The sequence below is a fragment of the Pseudomonas sp. HPB0071 genome (assembly GCF_000478505.2).
Lineage (GTDB): Bacteria > Pseudomonadota > Gammaproteobacteria > Pseudomonadales > Pseudomonadaceae > Chryseomonas > Chryseomonas luteola.
In genome coordinates, this window is record NZ_KI517367.1 from 4028900 (window position 1) to 4049187 (window position 20288).

Genomic DNA, 20288 nt, shown 5'->3' on the forward strand with positions numbered 1-20288 from the left:
AGTGATTCGTGCACCGGAACGTCTGGTCTGATCCAGACGAAACGGGCAACCGCAGTCAGGGCGGAAGCGGTAAAGATGGAAATTGTGGCACAGCTAGGCAGGACGTCAAAAAAACTGACGGCATAGCGCAGGGCGAAACAGGGTCTTGCGTGCAAGACCCCGTGGAGCAGTATCAGTAGTCCTGAAGCGTAGGACGGAAGAGAATCTCGTTGATGTCTACATCATCCGGCTGGCTCATGGCATAAACGACGGCTCGCGCGAAGGAGTCGGCCGGAATAGCGATTTCATAAAATTTGCGGACGTTTTCGGCGACGTCCTGCTCGGTGATGCTGTCTGGCAGCTCTGTAGCAACTGCGCCTGGAGAAATGATGGTGGTGCGGATGTTGTAGGGCTTCACCTCCTGGCGTAGTCCTTCGGAGATGATGCGTACGGCATGCTTGGTCGCAGAGTAGACCGTACTGCCAGCGCGCACCTTGTGTCCGGCTACTGACGACACGTTGATGATATGACCGGCCTTGCGCTCGGACATGTAGGGCAGTACCGCAGCAATGCCGTAAAGCACACCTTTGACGTTGACGTCGATCATGCGGTCCCAGTCTTCGATCTTGAGCCGCTCAAGCGGGGAGTGCGGCATGAGTCCTGCGTTGTTCAACAGGGTGTCGACGCGGCCATAGGTGGCGATGGCTTTTTCGACCAGTGCCTTGACCTGTGCACTGTCGGTGACGTCAGTCTTCATGGCAAGCGCCTTGCCGCCGTTGCCATTGATTTCATCAGCCAAGGCCTGGATACGCTCCAGGCGGCGCGCGCCCAAAACAACGGTTGCGCCCATCTGACTTAACTGTCGGGCCGTTGCCTCGCCCAGCCCGCTACTGGCACCGGTAATCACAACGATCTTGCCTTCAATGTTGTTGCTCATAGCCTGTCTCCTTGGGGTTTAAGCCTTGGATAAAGAACAACGCGAACGGGCATAGGTTCTATTGAAGTCTCCTACAGACCAGGGAAACAGAAGGCCGGTCGTTTGTTGCAACCATGGAACCGGTTTCTATCAGCGGCTTTCTGCTGGTGTGCTGCCTATAACTCGGTTATGTTTCCGCAACGTTGTGGTCTTACCTGAATGCTCTAGAACAGGATCTTTAAATGTTTCGCTCACGCTGGACGATGCCGGTCATCCTGATTTTGCTTCATGTTTATGTCGGCGTGACGCTGATTCCCCATCTGCCGCTTAACGATGTAGGGCAGTTGCTTGCCGCGCTTTTGCTGGCGCTGTCCTGCTACCTGGTGCCATTAGGGTTTCGCTCGCGCAGTTTGCGCATGCCCTGGCTGGCCTGGGCAGGTCTATTGGCTATGGGAATATTTTCCAGCCTGGCCGTGCTAAGCCTGTTGCGCGGTGTGCTGATCGCTGTGCTCATGTTATTTCCTGGCGCGCTGTCCGAGGCGGTCACAGAGCGCTCTGCCGAGGCAGTCGTAGGTCTGGTGCTGCTTTTCACGGTGCTGGGCGTCTTCAATGCACGACGAATTGCAAACGTCGTTGACGTTGAATTACCCATCGAAGACCTGCCGGAAGCCCTGGAAGGTTTTACGATCGCTCAGATCAGCGATATCCATGTCGGACCGACAATTCACCGGTCTTATATTTCTGCCATCGTTCAACGTGTAAACCGTCTTGAGGCCGATGTCGTCGCGGTAACAGGGGATCTCGTCGACGGCTCTGTAAAGCAGTTGGCCGAGCACATTCAGCCACTGGCCGAACTAAAAGGCCGTTACGGTGTGTACGTGGTGACAGGCAATCATGAGTACTACTCAGGTGCTTTGGAGTGGGTAAGCCACTTGAAACATATGGGGCTCAGGGTGCTGCTCAACGAGCACGTGGTGATTGCTCACAACGGGGCTGAGCTGGTGCTGGCGGGAATTACGGATTATTCCGCCGGAATGTTTGTGCCGCAGCACAAAAGCGATCCGCAGGCAGCGCTCCAGGGTGCGCCGAACAACGTGCCCAAGGTTCTTCTGGCCCACCAGCCACGCTCAGCAAAGCTGGCAGCCGAGGCGGGGTTTGATGTTCAGCTTTCCGGACATACCCATGGAGGGCAGTTCTGGCCGTGGATGCATTTTGTGCGTTTCCAGCAGCCGTGGGTGGCCGGTATCCATCGGCTGGGAAGGCTTTGTGTCTATATCAGCCGGGGCACAGGTTATTGGGGGCCTCCGATTCGCTTTGGCGCGCCCTCAGAAATCACCCGCATCCGACTGGTCTCTGCGCGTCGCTGATTACTTGTCGGACGTGGCGGTTGCTGGCGTAACCGCTGCATCCAGGAACAGAAGTGATCCGCTGAAAGACACCGCCATGAACAGGAACCAGGATACTTTGCGCAGCATCCAGATGATGATGTCGCTGCGGTTATCTGCACTGTTCAGCATCAGATGATGCGTTTTGAAGGGGTCGAAAAAACCTAGCAGGCCGAACAGTGCCAGCGTGCCGCAAAATAGGAAGACTAGCGCGAGTGCGTAATAGCGCGCGTTCTTCGAGGCGAGTAAGTTGTGCATGAAATAACCTTTGAAAAGACGTTGGATAAATAAGGCCCGGTCGGTCTTTTCAGCAACAATGCTGCGCTCTTGTTCAGGAGCGGCATGATTGATTTATCAGGTCTGAAAGCTCGATGCCCATATGCTCTATGACGGCACGGCTGTCCGATACTTGAATCGGGCCGTCGACGTACGACAGGTTCAGACCTGGTTGATGCCAGCCTAGGCGGTATTGGGATTGTTCTAGGAATAAGGGCGTTAACCCGTACAAGCGCAGCATGACGCTGAAAAGAGGCGTACCGGCGCAAAGGCAAATACGGTACGCATCATATGGCTGGCTCTTAATATAAGGGCAGAATGCTGGGTTTCAAATACCGCTGAACCAATTGTAGCCCTGATCTTCCCAGTACCCTCCTGGGTATTGGTTGGTAACAAACAACTCGCCAATATGCTTGGGGTTCTTGAAGCCCAGCTTGGTAGGTACGCGCAGGCGAAGCGGGTAGCCGTAATCGGGCGGCAACGGTGTCTTGCCAAAGTCCAGTGCCAGAAGGGTTTGAGGGTGAAGGGCAGTGGCCATGTCGATGCTGGAGTAATAGCGGTCGGCACACTTGAAGGCAACATACTTTGCCGTAGTATCAGCACCGATGTGTTCGAGAAAGGTTTTGAGCGGTACGCCACTCCACTGACCAATGGCACTCCAACCTTCGATACAGATCAGCCGAGTAATGTCGCTGCGCTGAGGAAGTCGCCGCAGCGCTTCCAGCGTCCAGGGCTGCTTCTTTTGTACGAGCCCCGAGACCTCAAGGCGATAATCGCTCAGGTCTACATCAGGAACGTTGTATTCAGGGTAAAAGGCGTTGAAAGGAAAGGGGTGAGTGATCTGGTCTTCCCGGTAGACCGGCGCCAGACGCTGGCCGCCAAACAACCAGGCCTGAACCCGATCATTCCAACGGGACAGGGCCCAGAGTACCTTGTCTACCTGATCGCCATCCTGCAGATTACAGCCGGTCAGCATGGCCATGGCGCCGACGGTAAGACCGGAGCGCAGGAACAGTCGACGCTGCAGGTTAACCACTTGCGTACGCTGCGCTGGCTCAAGATAAATTCTGGTTTTGCGCTCACTCATGATGCGTCTCCTTGACCCGACCGGTAATCATCGGAAGAAAGGTGCGAGGGACAAGCATGACGAGGGCAAGGTGGATAATCACAAACCCGCCGATCCCAGCCATGGCAAGGAAGTGGACATAGCGTGCCCGGTCAAATCCACCGAACAGAGTGGCCAGGGCCTGCAACTGTACGGGCTTCCAGATTGCAAGACCCGACAGTACGACCAGAGCGCCCATGGCCAGTACGAACCAGTACATCAGCCGCTGCACAGCGTTATACGTCCCCAGTCGATGGGCTAACCGAAAGCGCAGCGCATCCATGAGGTCCTGGCGAAAGGCCCGAGCGCCTATGGGCAACAAGTCCCGACGAAAGTGTCGGCTGGCGAGGCTGTACAGCACATAGAGGGCGCCATTAATCACCAAGACCCACATGACCGCGAAATGCCAGGCAATGGAGCCACCCAGCCAGCCGCCCAAGGTAGCCCAGGTCGGAAAGGCGAACCCGAATAGCGGTGAGGCGTTGTAGATACCCCATCCGCTCAAAAACATGCAGGGCATGGCAAGGGCGTTGATCCAGTGAGTCAGGCGTACCGGCCAGGCATGCACCAGCCGCCGCGTGGTAGTCGGATGCGTCATGGGTCATCTCCCGGTAGGAGGGTAGGCGCACCGCTCCGGTGCGCCTCAGCTGGGCTACATGGGTGGGGTATAGCCGTCTTTACCGATCGCAACGCCTTTGGCCGTCTTGCCATCAGCATCAGGAAACAACACGATCTTGGTTCCAGGCTTGAGTTCGTCCGCCTTGCCGGGTTCTACATAGGCAATCGGCACATCTTCAGGCACATGCAACTGCTTTTCGCCGCCCTTGTACTGCACTGTCAGGGTGCGGCCGTTGGCATTCTTGAGTTCTCCAACAGTACCGTTGGTCATGGTACCGGAAGAGCCATCAGCGTTTTCCCATCCGTAATGGCCTTCGCCAGTACCCCGCAGGCTAGCTTCAAATACGGTGACTTCCAGTGCCTTGAGGCTGCCGTCCGGCTGCGGAATGGCGGCGGAACCTACAAAGCTGTTGGGCTCGATTGCGTCCAGTTTGGCCGGAGAGACCAGGCGATAAGATGTCTTGTCAGTCAACGCAACCGACAGGTGCTGGCCATTGCGAGTGGTGAGGTCCAGCGTGTTGGATTGCACGGCATCTACCGTTCCGCGAACCGGCTTGACAGTCGGCATGGCGGCGCCGGCGGGCGTGGCGGCATGGACAAGCAGCGTGCTGCCCAGTAACAAGGTACCTAGGGCAGTGGATAACAGATTCTTGGTCATGGGCGAATCCTTCTGGGATAGGTTGCAGGAGCCATGCTCGCGCAGGGAAGGGGTCATGAAGATGACGGGCGAATGACAAAAATGTAATCCACCGTCGTCGTCGTGCTCGTTAGAATTGACTGATCGCAGGAGAGCAACTGTGCACCTATTACTGATTGAAGACGACACGAAAACCGGCGAGTACCTGAAGAAAGGGCTGGGTGAGTCCGGCTATGTAGTGGACTGGGCCCAGCATGGAGCGGACGGTCTGCACATGGCGCTTGAGCATCATTATGACCTGATCATTCTGGACGTCATGCTGCCTGGCATCGACGGTTGGCAGATCATGGAGGTGCTGCGCAAGAAGCACGACGTGCCCGTCCTGTTTCTTACTGCCCGCGATCAGGTACAGGACCGTATCCGCGGCCTTGAGCTGGGCGCGGATGACTATCTGGTCAAGCCGTTTTCGTTTACCGAGCTGGTGTTGCGCATCCGTACGTTGCTCAGGCGTGGCGTTGTCCGTGAGGTCGACCACTACCACCTGGCAGATCTGGAGCTGGATCTGCTCAGGCGGCGCGTTACGCGGCAGCAGCAGGTGATTACGCTGACCAACAAGGAGTTCGCATTGTTGCATCTGCTGCTGCGCCGTGAAGGTGAGGTGCTCTCGCGTACTCTGATCGCGTCGGAGGTGTGGGACATGAATTTCGATAGCGACACCAATGTGGTGGATGTGGCCATCAAGCGACTACGCAGCAAGATCGATCAACCCTATCCCATCAAACTTATTCATACGGTACGCGGCATTGGCTACGTCTGTGAGGCTCGGCCATGCGCATCCGAAGACAGCCCTCTCTAACCCTTCGGGCAACTCTGGCCTTTGCGGTTGTCGCCATGCTGACCGTAGGCGGCGTGGGCGTTTATCTGTACGGCTCGTTGAAACACACGCTACTGGAGCGCAGTGATTATGCCGTACTTGGGCGGGTCGACCATTTTCGCAAGCTGTTGAGGTATGACCTGAATCTTGCGGATCTGCAGCGCAATCCGCAGCTGTTCGAAAACATGCTGGGTAATGAGGATGATGTCTTCATCATCAGCCAGCAGGGGCAGTCTATCGTCATGGTCAATCCCAAGCAGGCCATACTGCCGGATATGCCTGTGGTCGGCAGTGACGAGTCATTGAGTCTGGATGACCTGCGCAGTGGCGTTGCGCCGAACAATATTCCCCTGCGCGCGGCGGCGGCTGAAGTCCGTTCCGGGGATACCTCGGTTCGTGTCGTGGCGGCTCATCTGCTGGTCAAGGAAATGGCCATGCTTGATACGTTCCGTGAGCGCATCCTGGGCGCCGTAGTGCTGGCGTTTCTGCTGACAGCTATTCTGGGCTATCTGTTGCTGCGCAGAGGGTTGCTGCCTATTCGTGAAATGGCTGCCCATGCCGCAACAATCACACCCGCGAGATTGAACAGTCGACTCGATCCCGCCAATACGCCCAAGGAGTTGGATCAACTCACCACGGCGTTCAACGGTATGCTGGATCGGCTGGCGGATGGCTATCAGCGTCTGGTGCAGTTCTCAGCGGACCTTGCCCACGAGATTCGCACGCCTATCGGTTCGCTGATGGGGATCTGCCAGGTTACGTTGCAGCAACCTCGCTCTCTGGATGAGTACCAAAGTGTGATCGCCTCCAATCTGGAAGAGCTGGAGCGTATTTCACGCATGGTGGAAAGCATTCTGTTTCTTGCCCGCGCCGATGATGCGCAGGCAGTACTGGATTACAAAACCCTGGCGCTTGCAGACGAGCTGGAGCGTGTGGCGGACTATTTCGAGGGGCTAGCCGAAGAGCGTGAGCTGCGGCTCAGCACTGAAGGCGACGGGAAGTTGGAAGCTGATCCGTTGATGGTGCGCCGTGCGCTGAGCAATCTGGTTGCCAACGCCATTCGATATGCGGACAAAGGTTCCGTTATCCATATCCGTACACTGCAAAAAGGACAGGAGCAATGGATCCAGGTAGAGAACAGCTGCCCTATGCTCGAACCTCGTCAGCTGGAACGCTTGTTTGATCGGTTCTACCGAGGTGATGCGGCACGGCATGGCTCGGAATCCAACGGGCTTGGACTGGCGATTGTAGCAGCCATCATGCGTCTGCATGGGGGAAGTGCAAGCGTCGAGCAGGATGAGCATCGGCACATTTGCTTTACCTTGCGCTTTCCCCATGTGGCTCCAAAGCGCGAGTCCATACTGACGGCACCTATGGCAAAAGGCTTACACGGATAGAAGTCGGTTGGCGCTAGGCCTGCATGCAGCATCTGCGTAATCTACACATATCGAAATGCAGCGCAGGAAGCGCTCATCGCACCTCAAGGACGACGACCACGCCAGGATGGCAACTTGACAGGATGTTGAGTAAGGTCAACGAAACCCCGCCAAGCGCGGGGTTTTTCGTTTGCGCTGAATAATTATGGGGTATTTATTTCGGCCGGTACATCTTGAAGAGCTGCGCTTCGGTAATCTCGAAATAGTCTGCCGGACCGCCCCCGCGCAGGATGGGCCGTGCGGCCGCAGTCTGATAGACCCCGTCGACCAGCAGTGACCTGTCGATATGTACGCCGACCACCTCGCCCAACACCAGCCAGCTTTCCACCGAATCCCCGGCTGCGGTTTGCAACTGGATCAGTTGGGTGAGCTTGCATTCGAAGGCCACCGGCGTTTCGGCAACACGTGGTACCGAGATCACGCGTGAGGGGGTAGTCGTCAACCCGGCCAGTTCAAATTCGTTGACCTCCGGCGCTACCGCTGCACAGCTGGTGTTCATCTGTTCCGCCAGTGCGCGTGTCGCAAGGTTCCAGCAGAACTCACCCGTCCGCTCGATATTACGTACGCTATCCTTATAGCCAATGCTGGAAAAGCCGATAATGGGCGGCACATAGTTGAAGGCATTGAAGAAACTGTACGGCGCCAGATTCAATTGCCCCTGCTCGTTGTGAGAGGAAATCCAGCCAATCGGACGTGGGCCGACGATCGCATTAAAGGGATCGTGGGGCAGATCATGGCCTTTGGCGGGTTCGTAGAAATGAACGTGTTCAGACATCGACAGCCTCTCCTGACTAGATGGTTACATACTGACACACACCAGCTCAGGGTGACGCAATGCCATTTGCTTTTCTTGATACAGAGTTCACCAGTCTTACTGCGCAAGCCAGACTGATTTCGCTGGCGCTGGTTGTTCCAGACGGCCCCGAGTTCGATGTTGAATTGCCGCAGAATTGGGACCTTGCAGACTGCTCTGACTTTGTCATTGAAGTTGTGCTGCCGCAGCTGGACCCTGTGCAGTATGGCATGAGTGTGCCGGACGCCAGGGATGCGCTATGGCAGTTTCTATCCCGCTTTGATGAGGAGGTCATCGTGTGCTGTGATGCGCCACTATGGGATTGGGAGTTCTTCAGTCAACTGGCATATCGCCATGGCAAGTGGCCTGCCAATGTGCGTAATGCCCCCCGTAACAGCTATGACCTGATACTGGACCTTGCCAGGGCCATTCCTGAAGAACAGGTGCCTCATCACGCACTGCTGGATGCGCGTCTGGCGGCCAGGCACTACCGCATTGCGACCAGCCGGGGCTAGGCCGCAACACGACCTAATCGCTACGCAAGCCAATATAGCCCGTTGTGAGGCGAGGTTATCGCCACTGCTTGATGCTCAACCTCGCTCCGGCGGAGCTGTTACCACTGATACGTTGCGCTCAACTGCGCCGTACGCTGCGAACCGTACCAGCACCACGAATACGAGTAGCAGGTGGTGATGTATTCCTTGTCTGTCAGGTTGGTCACATTCAGGGCCAGCCGCAGGTTATCGGTAGGGCTGTTGATAGGGCCGACGTCGTAATGAATGGCCGCATCAAACAGCGTATAGCCAGATACTTTTAACGTGTTGGCGGCATCGCCCCAAGAGGAGCTGACGTAGCGTACACCGCCGCCTACTCCAAGACCTTTAACCGGCCCCTCATGAAAAGTGTAATCGGCCCAGGCGGAAGCGGTATGGCGAGGCAGGCCGTAAGTGGTCGTGCCTTCCACGGGTACCTCGGGACCGTTTGCAACACCCGTCACCCCAGGGGCTCTGCTGGTGGTATTGTTGGATTTTGTGATCCGGTTGTCGAGGTAGGCGTAGGCGGCAGTGATGTCCAGATTGTTGGTCAGGCTGGCTTTGCCTTCAATCTCCAGGCCACGGGACTGGACTTCGCCATCCTGTACCTGGCAGCGACTGCCGTTACACAGATGGGTAGGGTCTGGGTCGAGTGTCGGTACGTTGGTCTTGCGCAGATCAAACGCCGCGATGGTGATAAAGCTGTTGCTCCCAGGCGGTTGGTATTTGATTCCGATTTCGTACTGCTTGCCTTCCGATGGCTGAAAGAGCGAGCCGCCATAGAGCGTGCCCGACTGCGGCTCGAACGACTCCGCATAGCTTACATAAGGTGCGAACCCATTATCGAACAAGTAGACCAGCCCCAGACGTCCTGTAAATGCTTCGCTGGACTGCAAACTTTTGGCTTTTCTGCCAGTGCTGAGGGTGAGTGTGCTATTGCTGGTATCTGCCCAGTCGTATCGTCCTCCCATTAGCAGGACCCAGCGGTCCCAACTCAGATGATCCTGTAGGTAGAGACCTTTCTGCTCACTGCGCTGAGTCGCGTCGGTGGAGAAGGCAGGATAGCGATCGATACCGGTATAGACAGGGTCGAAGATATCCAGGCTACTGCCTTTTCCATAACCGGCCTTGGTATCGCTGCTGGTGTTCTGATAGTCAGCACCCAGTAACACGGTGTGCTGTAACGGGCCCGTACCAAACTTGGCCTGGAGTTGGTTGTCGAGGGCGTAGGAGTCAATGTCTACATCGGTTGCAATGGTGCTGCGGCTCATCGTGCGGTAGTCAGCTGCCAGAACGGATGCATTGTACAAGCTGCGGTAAATGCCCTCGCTGCGCAGGTAGCGAGCGTTTTGCCGTACAGTCCAGGTATCGTTGAAGCGATGTTCGAACTGATAACCGAGTGAATAGTACTCACGATCAGACTTTTCAAACTCCTTGTCACCGTCGTAAAAGTCGACCTTGATGCGCCTGCCAGTTGGACTATGCAGTGCTGAGCCATAGGCGGGAATGGAGCCGTAGGAGCCCCCTTTGGGATCCCGCTGGAAATGGCCCAGCAGTGTAAGGGTCGTGTTCTCCGAGGGGCGCCAGGTGAATGACGGTGCAATAGACTGTCGACGTACTTCGGTGTGTTCGATCTGGCCATCCGCATCGTCATAAAGACCCAGCAGGCGGTAGGAAAACTCTCCTGCGTCGTCTAAAGGACCGCTGAAATCCAGCGTGGTCCGCTTCTTGTCAAACGTGCCTATCTGAACAGCGATTTCATGGTAGGGCGTATCCAGGGGACGCTTGCTGACCATATTAATCACGCCTGCCGGGCTGGATTGTCCATAAAGTACCGACGCAGGCCCTCGTAGTACCTCTACACGCTCCAGATCAAAGGCATCTTCCTGAGGAAGGGCATCCCGGCTGCCGGGCATGCGCAGCCCGTCCAGGTAACTGCCTGGTGAAAACCCTCGAATGGTCAACTGGTCCAGGCGCGAGGCGGTAGCGCCACGACTTTCCGGAATGACGGCCGCGGTGTAACGCAGGATCTGATTGAGGCTCTGCGCATCCTGAGCCTGCATCTGATCACGGGTAATGATCGAAATGGACTGCGGTGTCTCGATCAATGAGGCATCGGTCTTGGTTGCCGTAAGGCTGCGATTGGCGACATATCCACTTACCGGCCCTGTAGGACTTTCATCCAGCGATTCCTCGCTGATTTCGGTAGCGTCCAGTTCAAAGGCAGCCTCTTGTTCAGCCGCATTTATGGGTGAGGCAAGCAGGGTCACGCAGGCAACGATAGCGCAAGATGAAGCAGCAGAGCGGTACATACAAGTCCTTTGTAGATAAGCGCTTAAGCACAACCACAGCTAATAGCGCGAGGTGAGAGAATTTCTATCTACCTGATAACTTATATCAATTGAGAATTTGTATCAAAAAAGAAAATATCTCATTACAAATTAGCCATAAGGCTTTATCGACGTAACGGGATAGGATGAATGTGAGGTAAGGGCTAAAGAGGTCAAGCAGGCGGAAAAACGCTTCTCATCAGTGATTTTTACATGCTTTATGTACTGCTGCGCGATACATGAAAGCGGTGCAACCGGTGCGAATTTCTTTTGCCAAGTGGTGAAGGGGCGCTTCCAATAACCTTCAATAAGGAAAACCTGTGGTGATACTTAGAAACGCTCTGCTCTGTATTGGTCTTGGTAGCGTTGTACTTAATGCAAGCGCGCATGAACTCTGGCTTGAGCGGGATGCAAGTGGCCCCATACGTGTCTACCTCGGCGAGCCGGACGAGGGCGTATTGGAAACCGGCGAGACCATTGCTGCGCTGGCCCCTACCACTCAAGTGTTTACCCATGATCGAAATGCAACGGCAAAGGTTGTAGCACGTGAAGATCACCTGGAGGCTGCAGTAAACGAGCAGGGGGATGTTCGCAGTTATAACGATCAGGTCTGGAAACCTTGGAAGGATGAGCAGGGCCATTATACAGCCGCCTTGATGCACGCTCGTGCAGGCCGCACCGAGACCAAGGCATTGCTGGATTACGAACTCGTGCCTGCTGCTGCAAACAGTAACCGCTTTACCTTACTGTTCAAAGGCAAGCCGCTTGCCGAACATGATGTGGTTCTGTTCGATCCAAAAAATCAGGCGCTGAAATTGAAGACGGATAGTCAGGGCGTTGTCGATGTCCCTGCCAAGGAGAAAGGTCGGTTCATCTTGGCAAGTGGTTACCAGACGCCTGCGAATGGTTATGAAGTAGCCGGTCAAAAGATGGATAATCTCTATTACGGTACTACCACAAGCTTTATCGTGGATTGACGGCTGCACACTAAATGCACTGTTACTTCTCCGCTGCTTTCGCTAGTAGCAGCGGAGACACGTCGAACATTTAGTTAAACATGCTTTCGGGGCAACCCAAGCGGCGCGAAATGACCTGGGCTGTTTTTAGTAATTCCTGAACGTATTCGTCTTTGAGTTCTTCTCTGAAGCGAAAGCAGGGGAAGGAAACACTCATTCCAGCAACGACATGGCCGAAGCGGTCATGGATGGGCGCGGCAAGGCAGCGCATATTCTCTTCGAATTCTTCTTTGTCCTCACCGTATCCCTGGCTGCGGATAAGTGCCAGCTCCTCAAGGTAGGCCTCCAGACTCGACAGGGTATTGGCCGTACGAGGCTGGAAGGTCTCGCTCGCCAGGCGCTTGCGTACATCCTGCTCGTCGCGCCAGGCCATCAGTACCTTGCCAATGCCTGTGCAATAAAGCGGCGCACGCAAGCCGATCCGCGAGTACATCCGCAGGTTGTAGCGCGAGTCGATCTTGTGGACATAAACGATATTGTCTTCATCGAGAATGCCTAGATGCACTGTTTCGCTCGTAAGCTCATTGATGGTACGCATGCCGGGCTCGGCTTCACGTACTAGATCAATATGCGGCAATGCCTTACTGCCCAGTTCGAACAGCCGCACGCTGAGGCGATAACGATCCTCGCTGTCCTGTACGACATACCCTAGCGATTTAAGGGTCTGTAGAAAGCGGTAGACGGTGCTCTTGGACATGTCCAGCTTTTGCGCAATTTCTGAAACGCCACTTTCTTCAGGACACTGACCCAGCGCTTCCAGAACAGCCATGGTCCGGCTAACCGCGGTTACAGATTCATTATTGGTAGTGGGACTATCCATGCGGGCTCCTCTGCGAACGTTGTTAAGTGTATCTGAATTCCATTTCGAAACAGCGTTTCATTTCTCTTGACGTGCCTTGTTGAATCGCTACACTCGGTTCAATACAGGAATTGAAACCACGTTTCAATAATGCTGATGTAGGGGCCGCAAGCGTGGAACCCCGCTACAAAAACAAGAAGGCACCAGATGATGCAGGCTATTCCACAGCGGTATCTAATGCCCGTCCAGGCAGACGCGTATGTGACGAATCGGGTGGGGGGCTCCCTATGACGACCCTCTTCAAATCTTTGCCATCCCCGATACGGGTTGCCCTGGTTGGTGAATGCATGATCGAGCTGCAACGCGACAGCGCAGGCACGATTACTCAGGCATTTGGCGGGGATACACTCAACGCCGCGGTCTACCTGGCTCGGCTATGCCAGTCCACGGCCATTTCGGTGGACTATATAACCGCCATCGGTCAAGACCCGTTCAGCGAGGCCATGTGTCAAACCTGGCAGGCTGAAGGGCTGGGTACACAAAATGTGCGACACCTGCCTGATGCATTGCCTGGTCTTTATTTCATCCAGACTGATGAGCAGGGCGAGCGGCAGTTTCTTTACTGGCGTGGTGAGGCGGCCGCCCGACGCTGCTTCGATGGCCATGAGGCAGCGCAGACGCTGGCGGCCTTGCTCAACTATGACGTCATCTACCTGAGTGGCATCAGCTTGGCGGTGCTGACTGCTGAAGGCCGGGCACGGCTTCTCGAGACATTGGCCGAGGCGCGCATGCAGGGCACGCGGATCGTGTTCGATAATAATTACCGCCCCCGACTCTGGCCGGATCGCGGCGCGGCACAACACTGCTATCAGGCATTGCTGGCGTTGGTCGACCTGGCGCTGATTACCTGGGAGGACGATGTCGAGCTGTTCGGCTTCTCTTCACCTGAGGCCTTGTTCCGTACCTATGCCCAGTCAGGCGTTACCGAAATAGTCCTCAAGCGGGGGGAGGCTCCGTGTCTGATCCATACCGGACGGCAGGTTCTGACGATTCCCGGCGAGAAGGCGCAGCAGGTGGTCGATACCACCGCCGCCGGTGACTCTTTCAGCGCAGCATACTTAGCCTGTCGTCTGCAGGGCGGTAATCCTGAACAGGCTGCCCGGTGGGGTCACCGGTTGGCTGTCAATGTCATTCAGCACCGAGGCGCCCTGATCCCGCCTCCCGCCATGCCGGCAATGCCCGCGCTTTCGTATTCCCTAGCTGCCCAGGCTTGAACAATGAAGATAAGAGAAGCCCGCGTTATCGTGACCTGTCCCGGTCGTAATCTAGTCACTCTCAAGATTGTGACTGACGAAGGTCTTTACGGAATCGGCGATGCTACCCTCAATGGCCGTGAGCTGGCCGTGGTCGCCTATCTGGAAGAACATGTTATTCCTGCCTTGATCGGACGGGATGCTCATCGAATCGAAGACATCTGGCAGTACCTGTACCGCGGTGCCTACTGGCGTCGTGGGCCCGTCACCATGACGGCGATTGCCGCGGTTGACCTGGCGTTGTGGGACATCAAGGCCAAGGCCGCCAATATGCCGTTGTATCAATTGCTTGGCGGCAAGAGTCGTGAGCAGGTGATGGTATACGGGCACGCTACCGGCAAGGACATTGAGTCCTGCCTGGATGAGGTAGCCCGACATGTAGAGCTGGGCTATAAGGCCGTCCGAGTCCAATGTGGCATTCCCGGTATTCCCACCACCTATGGTGTAGCCAAGCGCGAAGGTGAGCGCTACGAGCCGGCAGACAGTGACCTGCCGGCCGAACACGTCTGGGACACTGCCAAGTACCTCAAGTATGTCCCCAAGCTGTTTGCTGCGGTTCGTGAACGCTTCGGTGACGACCTGCACATCCTCCACGACGTGCACCATCGCCTGACGCCTATTGAAGCAGGGCGTCTGGGTAAGTCGGTAGAGGAATTCAATCTGTTCTGGCTGGAAGACTGTACGCCTGCCGAGAATCAGGAAGGTTTCCGCCTGATCCGCCAGCACACCACCACACCACTGGCGGTGGGTGAAGTCTTCAACTCGATCCATGACTGCCGCGAGTTGATCCAGGAGCAGCTGATCGATTATATCCGTGCAACGCTTGTGCATGCCGGTGGCATTACCCATGTCCGGCGGATCGCTGATCTGGCGGCGCTGTACCACGTGCGTACCGGTTTTCACGGCGCAACTGACCTGTCACCGGTATGCATGGGAGCGGCACTGCACTTCGATACCTGGGTACCTAACTTTGGCATCCAGGAGCACATGCCCCATGAGGAGCGGATCGATGAAGTCTTCCCCCACGCGTATCGATTCGAAGATGGTCATTTCACGCCGGGCGAAGCGCCAGGGCATGGCGTAGACATCGATGAAGATCTGGCGGCGCGCTATCCCTACAAGCGTGCCAGTCTGCCGGTAAACCGCCTCGTAGACGGTACGCTCTGGCACTGGTGAATCATGCTCGACAATGACAACAACAGACGGGTACGCACAATGAACAAACAGAACCGATTGTATGCAGGGAGGCTGCTGGGTAACGCCGGTGCAGCCGTTAGGTCGATCCAGAGGAGTGGCAAATAATGAAAGCCTTTCAGGTACGGGCTCCCCATGAGTTCAGTCTGGCCCAGGTCGAGACACCAGTCGCTGCGCCAGGTGAGGTGGTGGTAGGCGTGGCGTATGCGGGTATCTGCGGTTCGGACATGCATATCATCCATGGGCAGAACGCATTCGTTCGGTTTCCACGGGTGACCGGGCATGAGTTTGCCGGTGTCGTTCAGGAGGTCGGCGAGGGTGTCGAGACGCTGAGCGTTGGCGATCGTGTGTGCGTCGATCCGGTCATCAGTTGCGGCACCTGCTACCCCTGTCGCATTGGCCGTTCTAATGTCTGTACCCATTTGCAAGTGATTGGCGTGCACCGCGACGGTGGTTTCAGCGAGCGCGTCAGTGTGCCAGCGGAGAACGCTCACAAACTGCCAGAGGGGATGCCGCTCAGCCATGCCGCCTTGGTGGAGCCGTATTCCATCGCGCTGAACGTGCTTGATCGCATGCAACCTCAGCCAGGCGACTCTGTACTGGTCTATGGCGCTGGCGTTATCGGGTTGACCATCGTGCAGATGGCGCGCGCCCTGGGACTTACCGACATCACTGTTACCGATGTGATTGATACGCGCCTGCAAACAGCCCGGGCGTTGGGCGCGACATGCACGATCAACGGGCAGGCACAGGATGTGGAGTCTGTCATGAAGGAGCAGACCGGAGGCGAGGGCGTACCGCTCATTGTAGATGCAGCCTGTATTCCTGCGTTGATGCCTCAAATAGTGCGGCTGGCGTCACCCGCCGGGCGGATTGGTCTTCTGGGTTTCAATGCAGCGCCCAGCGACCTGGTACAGCTGGAAATGATCAAGAAGGAATTGACGCTAGTAGGATCGCGGCTCAACAACCGCAAATTTCCACGGGTGATTGAGCTGATGGCGACCGGAAAGCTGAATGCGCAGGATCTGATCAGCCATCGCGTAGCCTTTGACGATATGCCTGAGGCCATTGATCTGATCGAAAGCCATCCTGAGCAGACGCGTAAGGTGTTAGTGGAGTTGATGCACGTGGCGGGTTAACTCGGACGGCCTTAGCCGTCTTTCCAATCGATACGCGCCCACCCGGGCGCCCTCACCGATAAATACAAGAAGCGGGAGGTTTCCATGTTTGGTCAAGGTCGTAGCCTGGTACTCGTCATGCTGTTTCTGGCGGGTGTCATCAATTATCTGGATCGCTCGGCATTGTCTGTGGCGGCTCCGTTCATTCAGAAGGACTTTGGGCTCAATGCCGGCGAGATGGGGCTGATCTTCAGCAGCTTTTTCGTAGGGTATGCAGCCTTCAACTTTGTCGGCGGCTGGGCGGCAGATCGTTACGGCGCCAAAACCACGCTGCTGGTAGCCATGGTGCTGTGGTCACTGTTCAGTGGCTTGACGGTGCTGGCCCTGGGCTTTGCCTCATTGTTCCTGATCCGCGTGCTGTTTGGCATGGGGGAAGGGCCGCTAAGCGTGACGACCAGCAAGATGGTGAACACGTGGTACGCGCCCGATAAGCGAGCACGCGTCTTGGGCGTTTCCATGGCCGGTACGCCGTTGGGTGGCGCCATTTCCGGGCCGGTGGTAGGCATCATTGCCGTCACCTACGGCTGGAAGGAGTCCTTTATCGTCATCATGATTATTGGCCTCGTATGGGCGGCGGTGTGGTTCAAGTTTATCAAGGCCAAGCCGGACGGTGCGGCAGCACGTGAAATCGAAGAGGGTGAACGGCTCACCGAGATTGCCAACGTGCCGACTCAGCCACTCCGGTATTACCTCAAGCAGCCTACCGTGCTGTTTACGGCGTTTGCCTTCTTCACCTACAACTACACGCTGTACTTCTTCCTGACCTGGTTCCCAAGCTACCTGACCATGGCTCATGGCATGAACGTGAAGGACATGAGCATCGCGACCGTCATTCCGTGGATTCTGGGATGCCTGGGACTGGCGCTGGGTGGCTTCGTGTCCGACTTCGTGCTCAAGAAAACCGGCCGGGTGATGTTCTCGCGCAAGGTGGTGCTGGTGGGGTGCCTGTTGTGCTGTGCGGTCTGCATCGGTTGCGCCGGGCTTGTTTCCACCATGTATAGCGCGGTAGCGCTGGTGGCGCTGTCTGTATTCTTCCTGTATCTGACCGGCGCTATTTACTGGGCCATCATCCAGGATACCGTACCGGCGGCACGGGTCGGTGGAGTAAGCGGCTTCATGCATTTCCTGGCCAATACCTCCGGCATCGTCGGACCAACCGTGACCGGTTTTATCGTCCAGTTTACCGGGGCATTTACCAGTGCCTTCCTCCTGGCAGGTCTTTTGACGGTTGTGGGTGCGCTGTGTGTGGCCCGTTTCGTCAAGCCTATTGCCCCTGTGCAGGCGGAGATGGCGCCATCGGTCGCTACGCCGTCAGTACTGGGCCGTTCCTCGTAAGGAGTTGCAGATGCAGTACACATGTGTAGAACAAGGGGCGCTTGAAGGATTCTGCCAGCAGGTCTTTAGAGCCCATGGTCTCGCCGCACCGGACGCCGAACTCGCTGCCCGAGTGCTGGTGAACTCCGACGCCCGGGGCATTCCTTCCCATGGCGTAGCACGTCTGCCGCGCTATGTGCGAGGGCTCAAGGCGGGCAGTATCCTGACAGATGCCAAACCGAAGCTGATTCATGAAACGCCGCTCTCGCTGGTGTTGGACGCCCAGGGCGGTATGGGCACCACGGTCAGCCAGCAGGCCATGGATGCCGTGATTGCCAAAGCCTGCGAGCACGGCGCGGGTTTCGCGACCGTACGCGATTCGAACCACTTTGGTATTGCCGCCTGGTACGCCATGCAGGCGCTGCCCCATGACCTGATTGGCATCGCCATGACCAACACGGCGGCACTTGGCGTTCCCACGCATGGTCGACAATGCATGTTTGGCACCAACCCGATCGCTTTTGCCGCACCGGCCGACAGGGAAAAGGCCTTTGTGCTGGACATGTCGACCACAGCCGTGACGCGCGGCAAGCTAGAAGTCTATGGCCGGCAGAACACACCGTTGCCCACTGGATGGGCTGCGGCACCGGATGGAGGCGATGCCCATGATGCCCCCAGTCTCCTGGAAAGCATGAACATCTATGCAGGCGGCGGGTTGCACCCATTAGGCGGTGCGGGCACCGAGTTTGGTGGCCACAAGGGCTATGGTCTTGCCGTGATGGTCGACATCCTTTGTGGCGCACTGGCGGGGCATGGGTTTGGCAGGCACCTGCACGATACGCCTGGGAGTACGGGGCGAGTGGGGCACTTTTTTGCTGCTTTTCGAATCGACCTGTTCCGTCCCGCGGATGAGTTTCGCCAAGCCATGGATCAGCTCTTGTCAGACCTGCGCACCTCGGAGCCTGCCGCAGGGCACGATCAGGTCTGGTACGCGGGACTCAAGGAAATCCAGGCCCAGGAAGCGGCATCGCGTGAGGGTGTGCCGGTTGAGACAGGGGTGATCGAATCCCTTCAAGCGCTGGGGGAAGCCTGTGGCGTTACTCTGGCAGGAATCAAGGAGCCTTCCCATGCGTGAAGTCGAGCGGTATCCCTCAACCTATCCAAAGCCGATCATCGGCATCGTGCATCTGGGCCTTGGTGCATTTCACCGAGCGCATCAGGCGGTCTACCTGGAGCGCACTCTGGCACGGCATGGTGGAGGCGAATGGGGTATATGCAGCGCCAACATTCGGTCCAACCGGGTACTTGTCGATCAGCTTCGTGCGCAAGGTTGTCGCTATCACGTGGCCGAATACCGCGACAGTGAGCACGTTGCCTTGCGGGAAATCGCGGCGCTGCAGGAGGTACTTTATGCCGGCGAAGACGGTGAAGATAAAGAAGCCTTGCTCGAACGAATGGCCGATCCGGCGACACGCATGGTAACGCTAACTGTGACGGAAAAAGGCTACTGCTTGAGTCCCGCCACTGGGCAGCTACGCGTAGATGACCCCAATATCGTCCATGATATTCGCACGCCTCATGCGCCGCGCACGGCCCCAGGTCTGCTGGTAGAGGCCTTGCGCCGACGTCATGCCCGTGGGATAGCCCCCTTTACAGTATTGTGCTGTGACAACATGCCGGACAACGGCCAGCGAACACGGCAGGCGGTAACGCAATTGGCGGCTGCCCAAGATGAACGACTGGCCGCCTGGATCAGTCAGGAGGTCGCGTTTCCCTGCAGTATGGTAGACCGCATTGTTCCGGCCATGACTGACGCCTCGTTCGAAACGTTGCGTCAGCTTGGGTGTGAGGACTCGGCAGCCGTTATCGGCGAAGCCTTCAGCCAGTGGGTGATAGAGGATCAGTTTCCTCAGGGGCGGCCCGACTGGGAGCAGGAGGGGGTGCAGATGGTAACGGATGTACGCCCATTCGAAACCATGAAACTACGCCTGCTCAATGGCAGCCATTCACTTTTGGCCTACGTAGGTGCACTGGTAGGTCATACCACGGTGTATGACGCCATGAATGATCCTGCACTGGTCAGACTCATCCGGCATTACATGAAGGACGAGGCCATGCCGACGCTGGAGATGCCGGCAGGAATCGACCTCAACGCCTATGCTGATGATCTGATAGCACGCTTTCGCAACGACAGCCTCCAGCACCGTTTGCATCAGATCGCTATGGACGGCTCGCAAAAGCTGCCTCAGCGCTGGCTCTCCGGCACGGAAGCACGGCTTGCTCAGGGAGGCGGAATCAGCTGCATTGCGTTTGGCGTAGCGGCCTGGATTGAGTACTGCTCCGGGCAGAGCAGCCAAGGGGCGCATGAGGTAAATGATCCGCTGCGTGACACCTTTGCTGAGTTGCATGCGCACCGGCAGGGAGGGGCACTGGTCGAGGCCTTTCTGGGACTTATGGACGTCTTTCCGGCGAGTCTGACCGAGCAGGAGGGGTTCCGGCAGGCCGTGCATCAAGCCTACCGTGTGCTGAGCACCCAAGGTATTGCCGCGGCGCTCGCAGAAGCGACGAACAATAATAATCACTGAGGAGCGA

19 protein-coding genes are annotated in these 20288 nt (G+C 56.7%); 11 read left to right on the plus strand and 8 right to left on the minus strand.

Going from position 1 to position 20288, the window contains the following annotated elements:
* Positions 1 to 172 precede the first annotated feature (172 nt).
* Positions 173 to 916 (minus strand): SDR family oxidoreductase, encoded by a 744-nt coding sequence (locus tag HMPREF1487_RS18715; protein WP_010798271.1) that lies wholly within the window; start codon positions 914 to 916, stop codon positions 173 to 175.
* A gap of 221 nt (positions 917 to 1137) precedes the next feature.
* On the opposite strand from HMPREF1487_RS18715, the gene HMPREF1487_RS18720 reads away from it, so the two are divergent.
* Entirely contained in the window at positions 1138 to 2262 is a 1125-nt protein-coding gene (locus tag HMPREF1487_RS18720) for a metallophosphoesterase (RefSeq protein ID WP_010798272.1), read from the plus strand.
* Here the strand turns inward: HMPREF1487_RS18720 and HMPREF1487_RS18725 are convergent, their stop codons facing one another.
* The 4 genes from HMPREF1487_RS18725 to HMPREF1487_RS18740 all read right to left on the minus strand — a co-directional run bounded on the left by HMPREF1487_RS18725 (position 2263) and on the right by HMPREF1487_RS18740 (position 4937).
* Positions 2263 to 2538: a hypothetical protein gene (locus tag HMPREF1487_RS18725; RefSeq protein ID WP_010798273.1), complete on the minus strand. Its 276-nt coding sequence runs from the start codon at positions 2536 to 2538 to the stop codon at positions 2263 to 2265.
* A gap of 346 nt (positions 2539 to 2884) precedes the next feature.
* Complete coding sequence (locus HMPREF1487_RS18730; RefSeq protein ID WP_010798274.1) at positions 2885 to 3643, minus strand: molybdopterin-dependent oxidoreductase; 759 nt, start codon at positions 3641 to 3643, stop codon at positions 2885 to 2887.
* Entirely contained in the window at positions 3636 to 4259 is a 624-nt protein-coding gene (locus tag HMPREF1487_RS18735) for a cytochrome b/b6 domain-containing protein (protein ID WP_010798275.1), read from the minus strand. Before HMPREF1487_RS18735 ends, HMPREF1487_RS18730 begins: the two co-directional genes overlap by 8 nt.
* 54 nt (positions 4260 to 4313) lie before the next feature.
* A complete protein-coding gene (locus tag HMPREF1487_RS18740) occupies positions 4314 to 4937 on the minus strand; it encodes a hypothetical protein (protein WP_010798276.1) in 624 nt (207 codons plus the stop codon).
* Positions 4938 to 5076: 139 nt separating this feature from the next.
* On the opposite strand from HMPREF1487_RS18740, the gene HMPREF1487_RS18745 reads away from it, so the two are divergent.
* Positions 5077 to 5772: a heavy metal response regulator transcription factor gene (locus HMPREF1487_RS18745; RefSeq protein ID WP_010798277.1), complete on the plus strand. Its 696-nt coding sequence runs from the start codon at positions 5077 to 5079 to the stop codon at positions 5770 to 5772.
* Positions 5751 to 7187 carry a heavy metal sensor histidine kinase gene (locus HMPREF1487_RS18750; protein ID WP_051370252.1) on the plus strand — a complete coding sequence of 479 codons (1437 nt, stop codon included), beginning with the start codon at positions 5751 to 5753 and terminating at the stop codon, positions 7185 to 7187. The genes HMPREF1487_RS18745 and HMPREF1487_RS18750 overlap by 22 nt, the downstream gene beginning before the upstream one ends.
* A 193-nt stretch (positions 7188 to 7380) precedes the next feature.
* Here HMPREF1487_RS18750 and HMPREF1487_RS18755 read toward each other — a convergent pair whose 3' ends face one another.
* The gene (locus HMPREF1487_RS18755) at positions 7381 to 8001 is read right to left on the minus strand and encodes a flavin reductase family protein (RefSeq protein WP_010798279.1); all 621 of its coding nucleotides are present in this window, start codon (positions 7999 to 8001) and stop codon (positions 7381 to 7383) included.
* A gap of 59 nt (positions 8002 to 8060) precedes the next feature.
* Between HMPREF1487_RS18755 and HMPREF1487_RS18760 the strand changes: the two genes are divergently transcribed.
* Positions 8061 to 8534, plus strand: a complete 474-nt coding sequence (locus HMPREF1487_RS18760; RefSeq protein ID WP_010798280.1) for a 3'-5' exonuclease family protein — start codon at positions 8061 to 8063, stop codon at positions 8532 to 8534.
* A 98-nt stretch (positions 8535 to 8632) separates the two neighbouring features.
* On the opposite strand, the gene HMPREF1487_RS18765 is transcribed toward HMPREF1487_RS18760, so the two are convergent.
* A complete protein-coding gene (locus tag HMPREF1487_RS18765) occupies positions 8633 to 10864 on the minus strand; it encodes a TonB-dependent siderophore receptor (protein ID WP_010798281.1) in 2232 nt (743 codons plus the stop codon).
* A 341-nt stretch (positions 10865 to 11205) separates the two neighbouring features.
* Between HMPREF1487_RS18765 and HMPREF1487_RS18770 the strand changes: the two genes are divergently transcribed.
* Positions 11206 to 11859: a DUF4198 domain-containing protein gene (locus HMPREF1487_RS18770; RefSeq protein WP_239380847.1), complete on the plus strand. Its 654-nt coding sequence runs from the start codon at positions 11206 to 11208 to the stop codon at positions 11857 to 11859.
* 70 nt (positions 11860 to 11929) lie between these two features.
* Here HMPREF1487_RS18770 and kdgR read toward each other — a convergent pair whose 3' ends face one another.
* Positions 11930 to 12718 (minus strand): DNA-binding transcriptional regulator KdgR, encoded by a 789-nt coding sequence (gene kdgR / locus HMPREF1487_RS18775; protein ID WP_010798283.1) that lies wholly within the window; start codon positions 12716 to 12718, stop codon positions 11930 to 11932.
* Positions 12719 to 12984: 266 nt separating this feature from the next.
* Between kdgR and HMPREF1487_RS18780 the strand changes: the two genes are divergently transcribed.
* From HMPREF1487_RS18780 to HMPREF1487_RS18805, 6 genes are all read left to right on the plus strand, one after another.
* On the plus strand, positions 12985 to 13971 hold the full coding sequence (locus tag HMPREF1487_RS18780) for a 2-dehydro-3-deoxygluconokinase (RefSeq protein ID WP_037030929.1): 987 nt from the start codon (positions 12985 to 12987) through the stop codon (positions 13969 to 13971).
* Positions 13972 to 13974: 3 nt separating this feature from the next.
* Positions 13975 to 15186 (plus strand): D-mannonate dehydratase ManD, encoded by a 1212-nt coding sequence (gene manD, locus HMPREF1487_RS18785; RefSeq protein WP_010798285.1) that lies wholly within the window; start codon positions 13975 to 13977, stop codon positions 15184 to 15186.
* 125 nt (positions 15187 to 15311) lie between these two features.
* Positions 15312 to 16343 (plus strand): Zn-dependent oxidoreductase, encoded by a 1032-nt coding sequence (locus HMPREF1487_RS18790; RefSeq protein ID WP_010798286.1) that lies wholly within the window; start codon positions 15312 to 15314, stop codon positions 16341 to 16343.
* Positions 16344 to 16427: 84 nt separating this feature from the next.
* Positions 16428 to 17717 carry an MFS transporter gene (locus HMPREF1487_RS18795; protein WP_010798287.1) on the plus strand — a complete coding sequence of 430 codons (1290 nt, stop codon included), beginning with the start codon at positions 16428 to 16430 and terminating at the stop codon, positions 17715 to 17717.
* A gap of 10 nt (positions 17718 to 17727) precedes the next feature.
* Positions 17728 to 18831, plus strand: coding sequence for an Ldh family oxidoreductase (locus HMPREF1487_RS18800; protein WP_010798288.1), 1104 nt, complete (start codon positions 17728 to 17730; stop codon positions 18829 to 18831).
* Positions 18824 to 20281: a mannitol dehydrogenase family protein gene (locus tag HMPREF1487_RS18805; protein WP_010798289.1), complete on the plus strand. Its 1458-nt coding sequence runs from the start codon at positions 18824 to 18826 to the stop codon at positions 20279 to 20281. Before HMPREF1487_RS18800 ends, HMPREF1487_RS18805 begins: the two co-directional genes overlap by 8 nt.
* Positions 20282 to 20288 lie beyond the last annotated feature (7 nt).

What these genes read in the sequence shown, in the direction of transcription:
- HMPREF1487_RS18715 (WP_010798271.1), bottom strand. Translation starts at nt 916, where the DNA reads ATGAGCAACAACATTGAAGGCAAGATCGTTGTGATTACCGGTGCCAGT.
- HMPREF1487_RS18720 (WP_010798272.1), top strand. Translation starts at nt 1,138, where the DNA reads ATGTTTCGCTCACGCTGGACGATGCCGGTCATCCTGATTTTGCTTCAT.
- HMPREF1487_RS18725 (WP_010798273.1), bottom strand. Translation starts at nt 2,538, where the DNA reads ATGCACAACTTACTCGCCTCGAAGAACGCGCGCTATTACGCACTCGCG.
- HMPREF1487_RS18730 (WP_010798274.1), bottom strand. Translation starts at nt 3,643, where the DNA reads ATGAGTGAGCGCAAAACCAGAATTTATCTTGAGCCAGCGCAGCGTACG.
- HMPREF1487_RS18735 (WP_010798275.1), bottom strand. Translation starts at nt 4,259, where the DNA reads ATGACGCATCCGACTACCACGCGGCGGCTGGTGCATGCCTGGCCGGTA.
- HMPREF1487_RS18740 (WP_010798276.1), bottom strand. Translation starts at nt 4,937, where the DNA reads ATGACCAAGAATCTGTTATCCACTGCCCTAGGTACCTTGTTACTGGGC.
- HMPREF1487_RS18755 (WP_010798279.1), bottom strand. Translation starts at nt 8,001, where the DNA reads ATGTCTGAACACGTTCATTTCTACGAACCCGCCAAAGGCCATGATCTG.
- HMPREF1487_RS18760 (WP_010798280.1), top strand. Translation starts at nt 8,061, where the DNA reads ATGCCATTTGCTTTTCTTGATACAGAGTTCACCAGTCTTACTGCGCAA.
- HMPREF1487_RS18765 (WP_010798281.1), bottom strand. Translation starts at nt 10,864, where the DNA reads ATGTACCGCTCTGCTGCTTCATCTTGCGCTATCGTTGCCTGCGTGACC.
- kdgR (WP_010798283.1), bottom strand. Translation starts at nt 12,718, where the DNA reads ATGGATAGTCCCACTACCAATAATGAATCTGTAACCGCGGTTAGCCGG.
- HMPREF1487_RS18780 (WP_037030929.1), top strand. Translation starts at nt 12,985, where the DNA reads ATGACGACCCTCTTCAAATCTTTGCCATCCCCGATACGGGTTGCCCTG.
- manD (WP_010798285.1), top strand. Translation starts at nt 13,975, where the DNA reads ATGAAGATAAGAGAAGCCCGCGTTATCGTGACCTGTCCCGGTCGTAAT.
- HMPREF1487_RS18790 (WP_010798286.1), top strand. Translation starts at nt 15,312, where the DNA reads ATGAAAGCCTTTCAGGTACGGGCTCCCCATGAGTTCAGTCTGGCCCAG.
- HMPREF1487_RS18795 (WP_010798287.1), top strand. Translation starts at nt 16,428, where the DNA reads ATGTTTGGTCAAGGTCGTAGCCTGGTACTCGTCATGCTGTTTCTGGCG.
- HMPREF1487_RS18800 (WP_010798288.1), top strand. Translation starts at nt 17,728, where the DNA reads ATGCAGTACACATGTGTAGAACAAGGGGCGCTTGAAGGATTCTGCCAG.
- HMPREF1487_RS18805 (WP_010798289.1), top strand. Translation starts at nt 18,824, where the DNA reads ATGCGTGAAGTCGAGCGGTATCCCTCAACCTATCCAAAGCCGATCATC.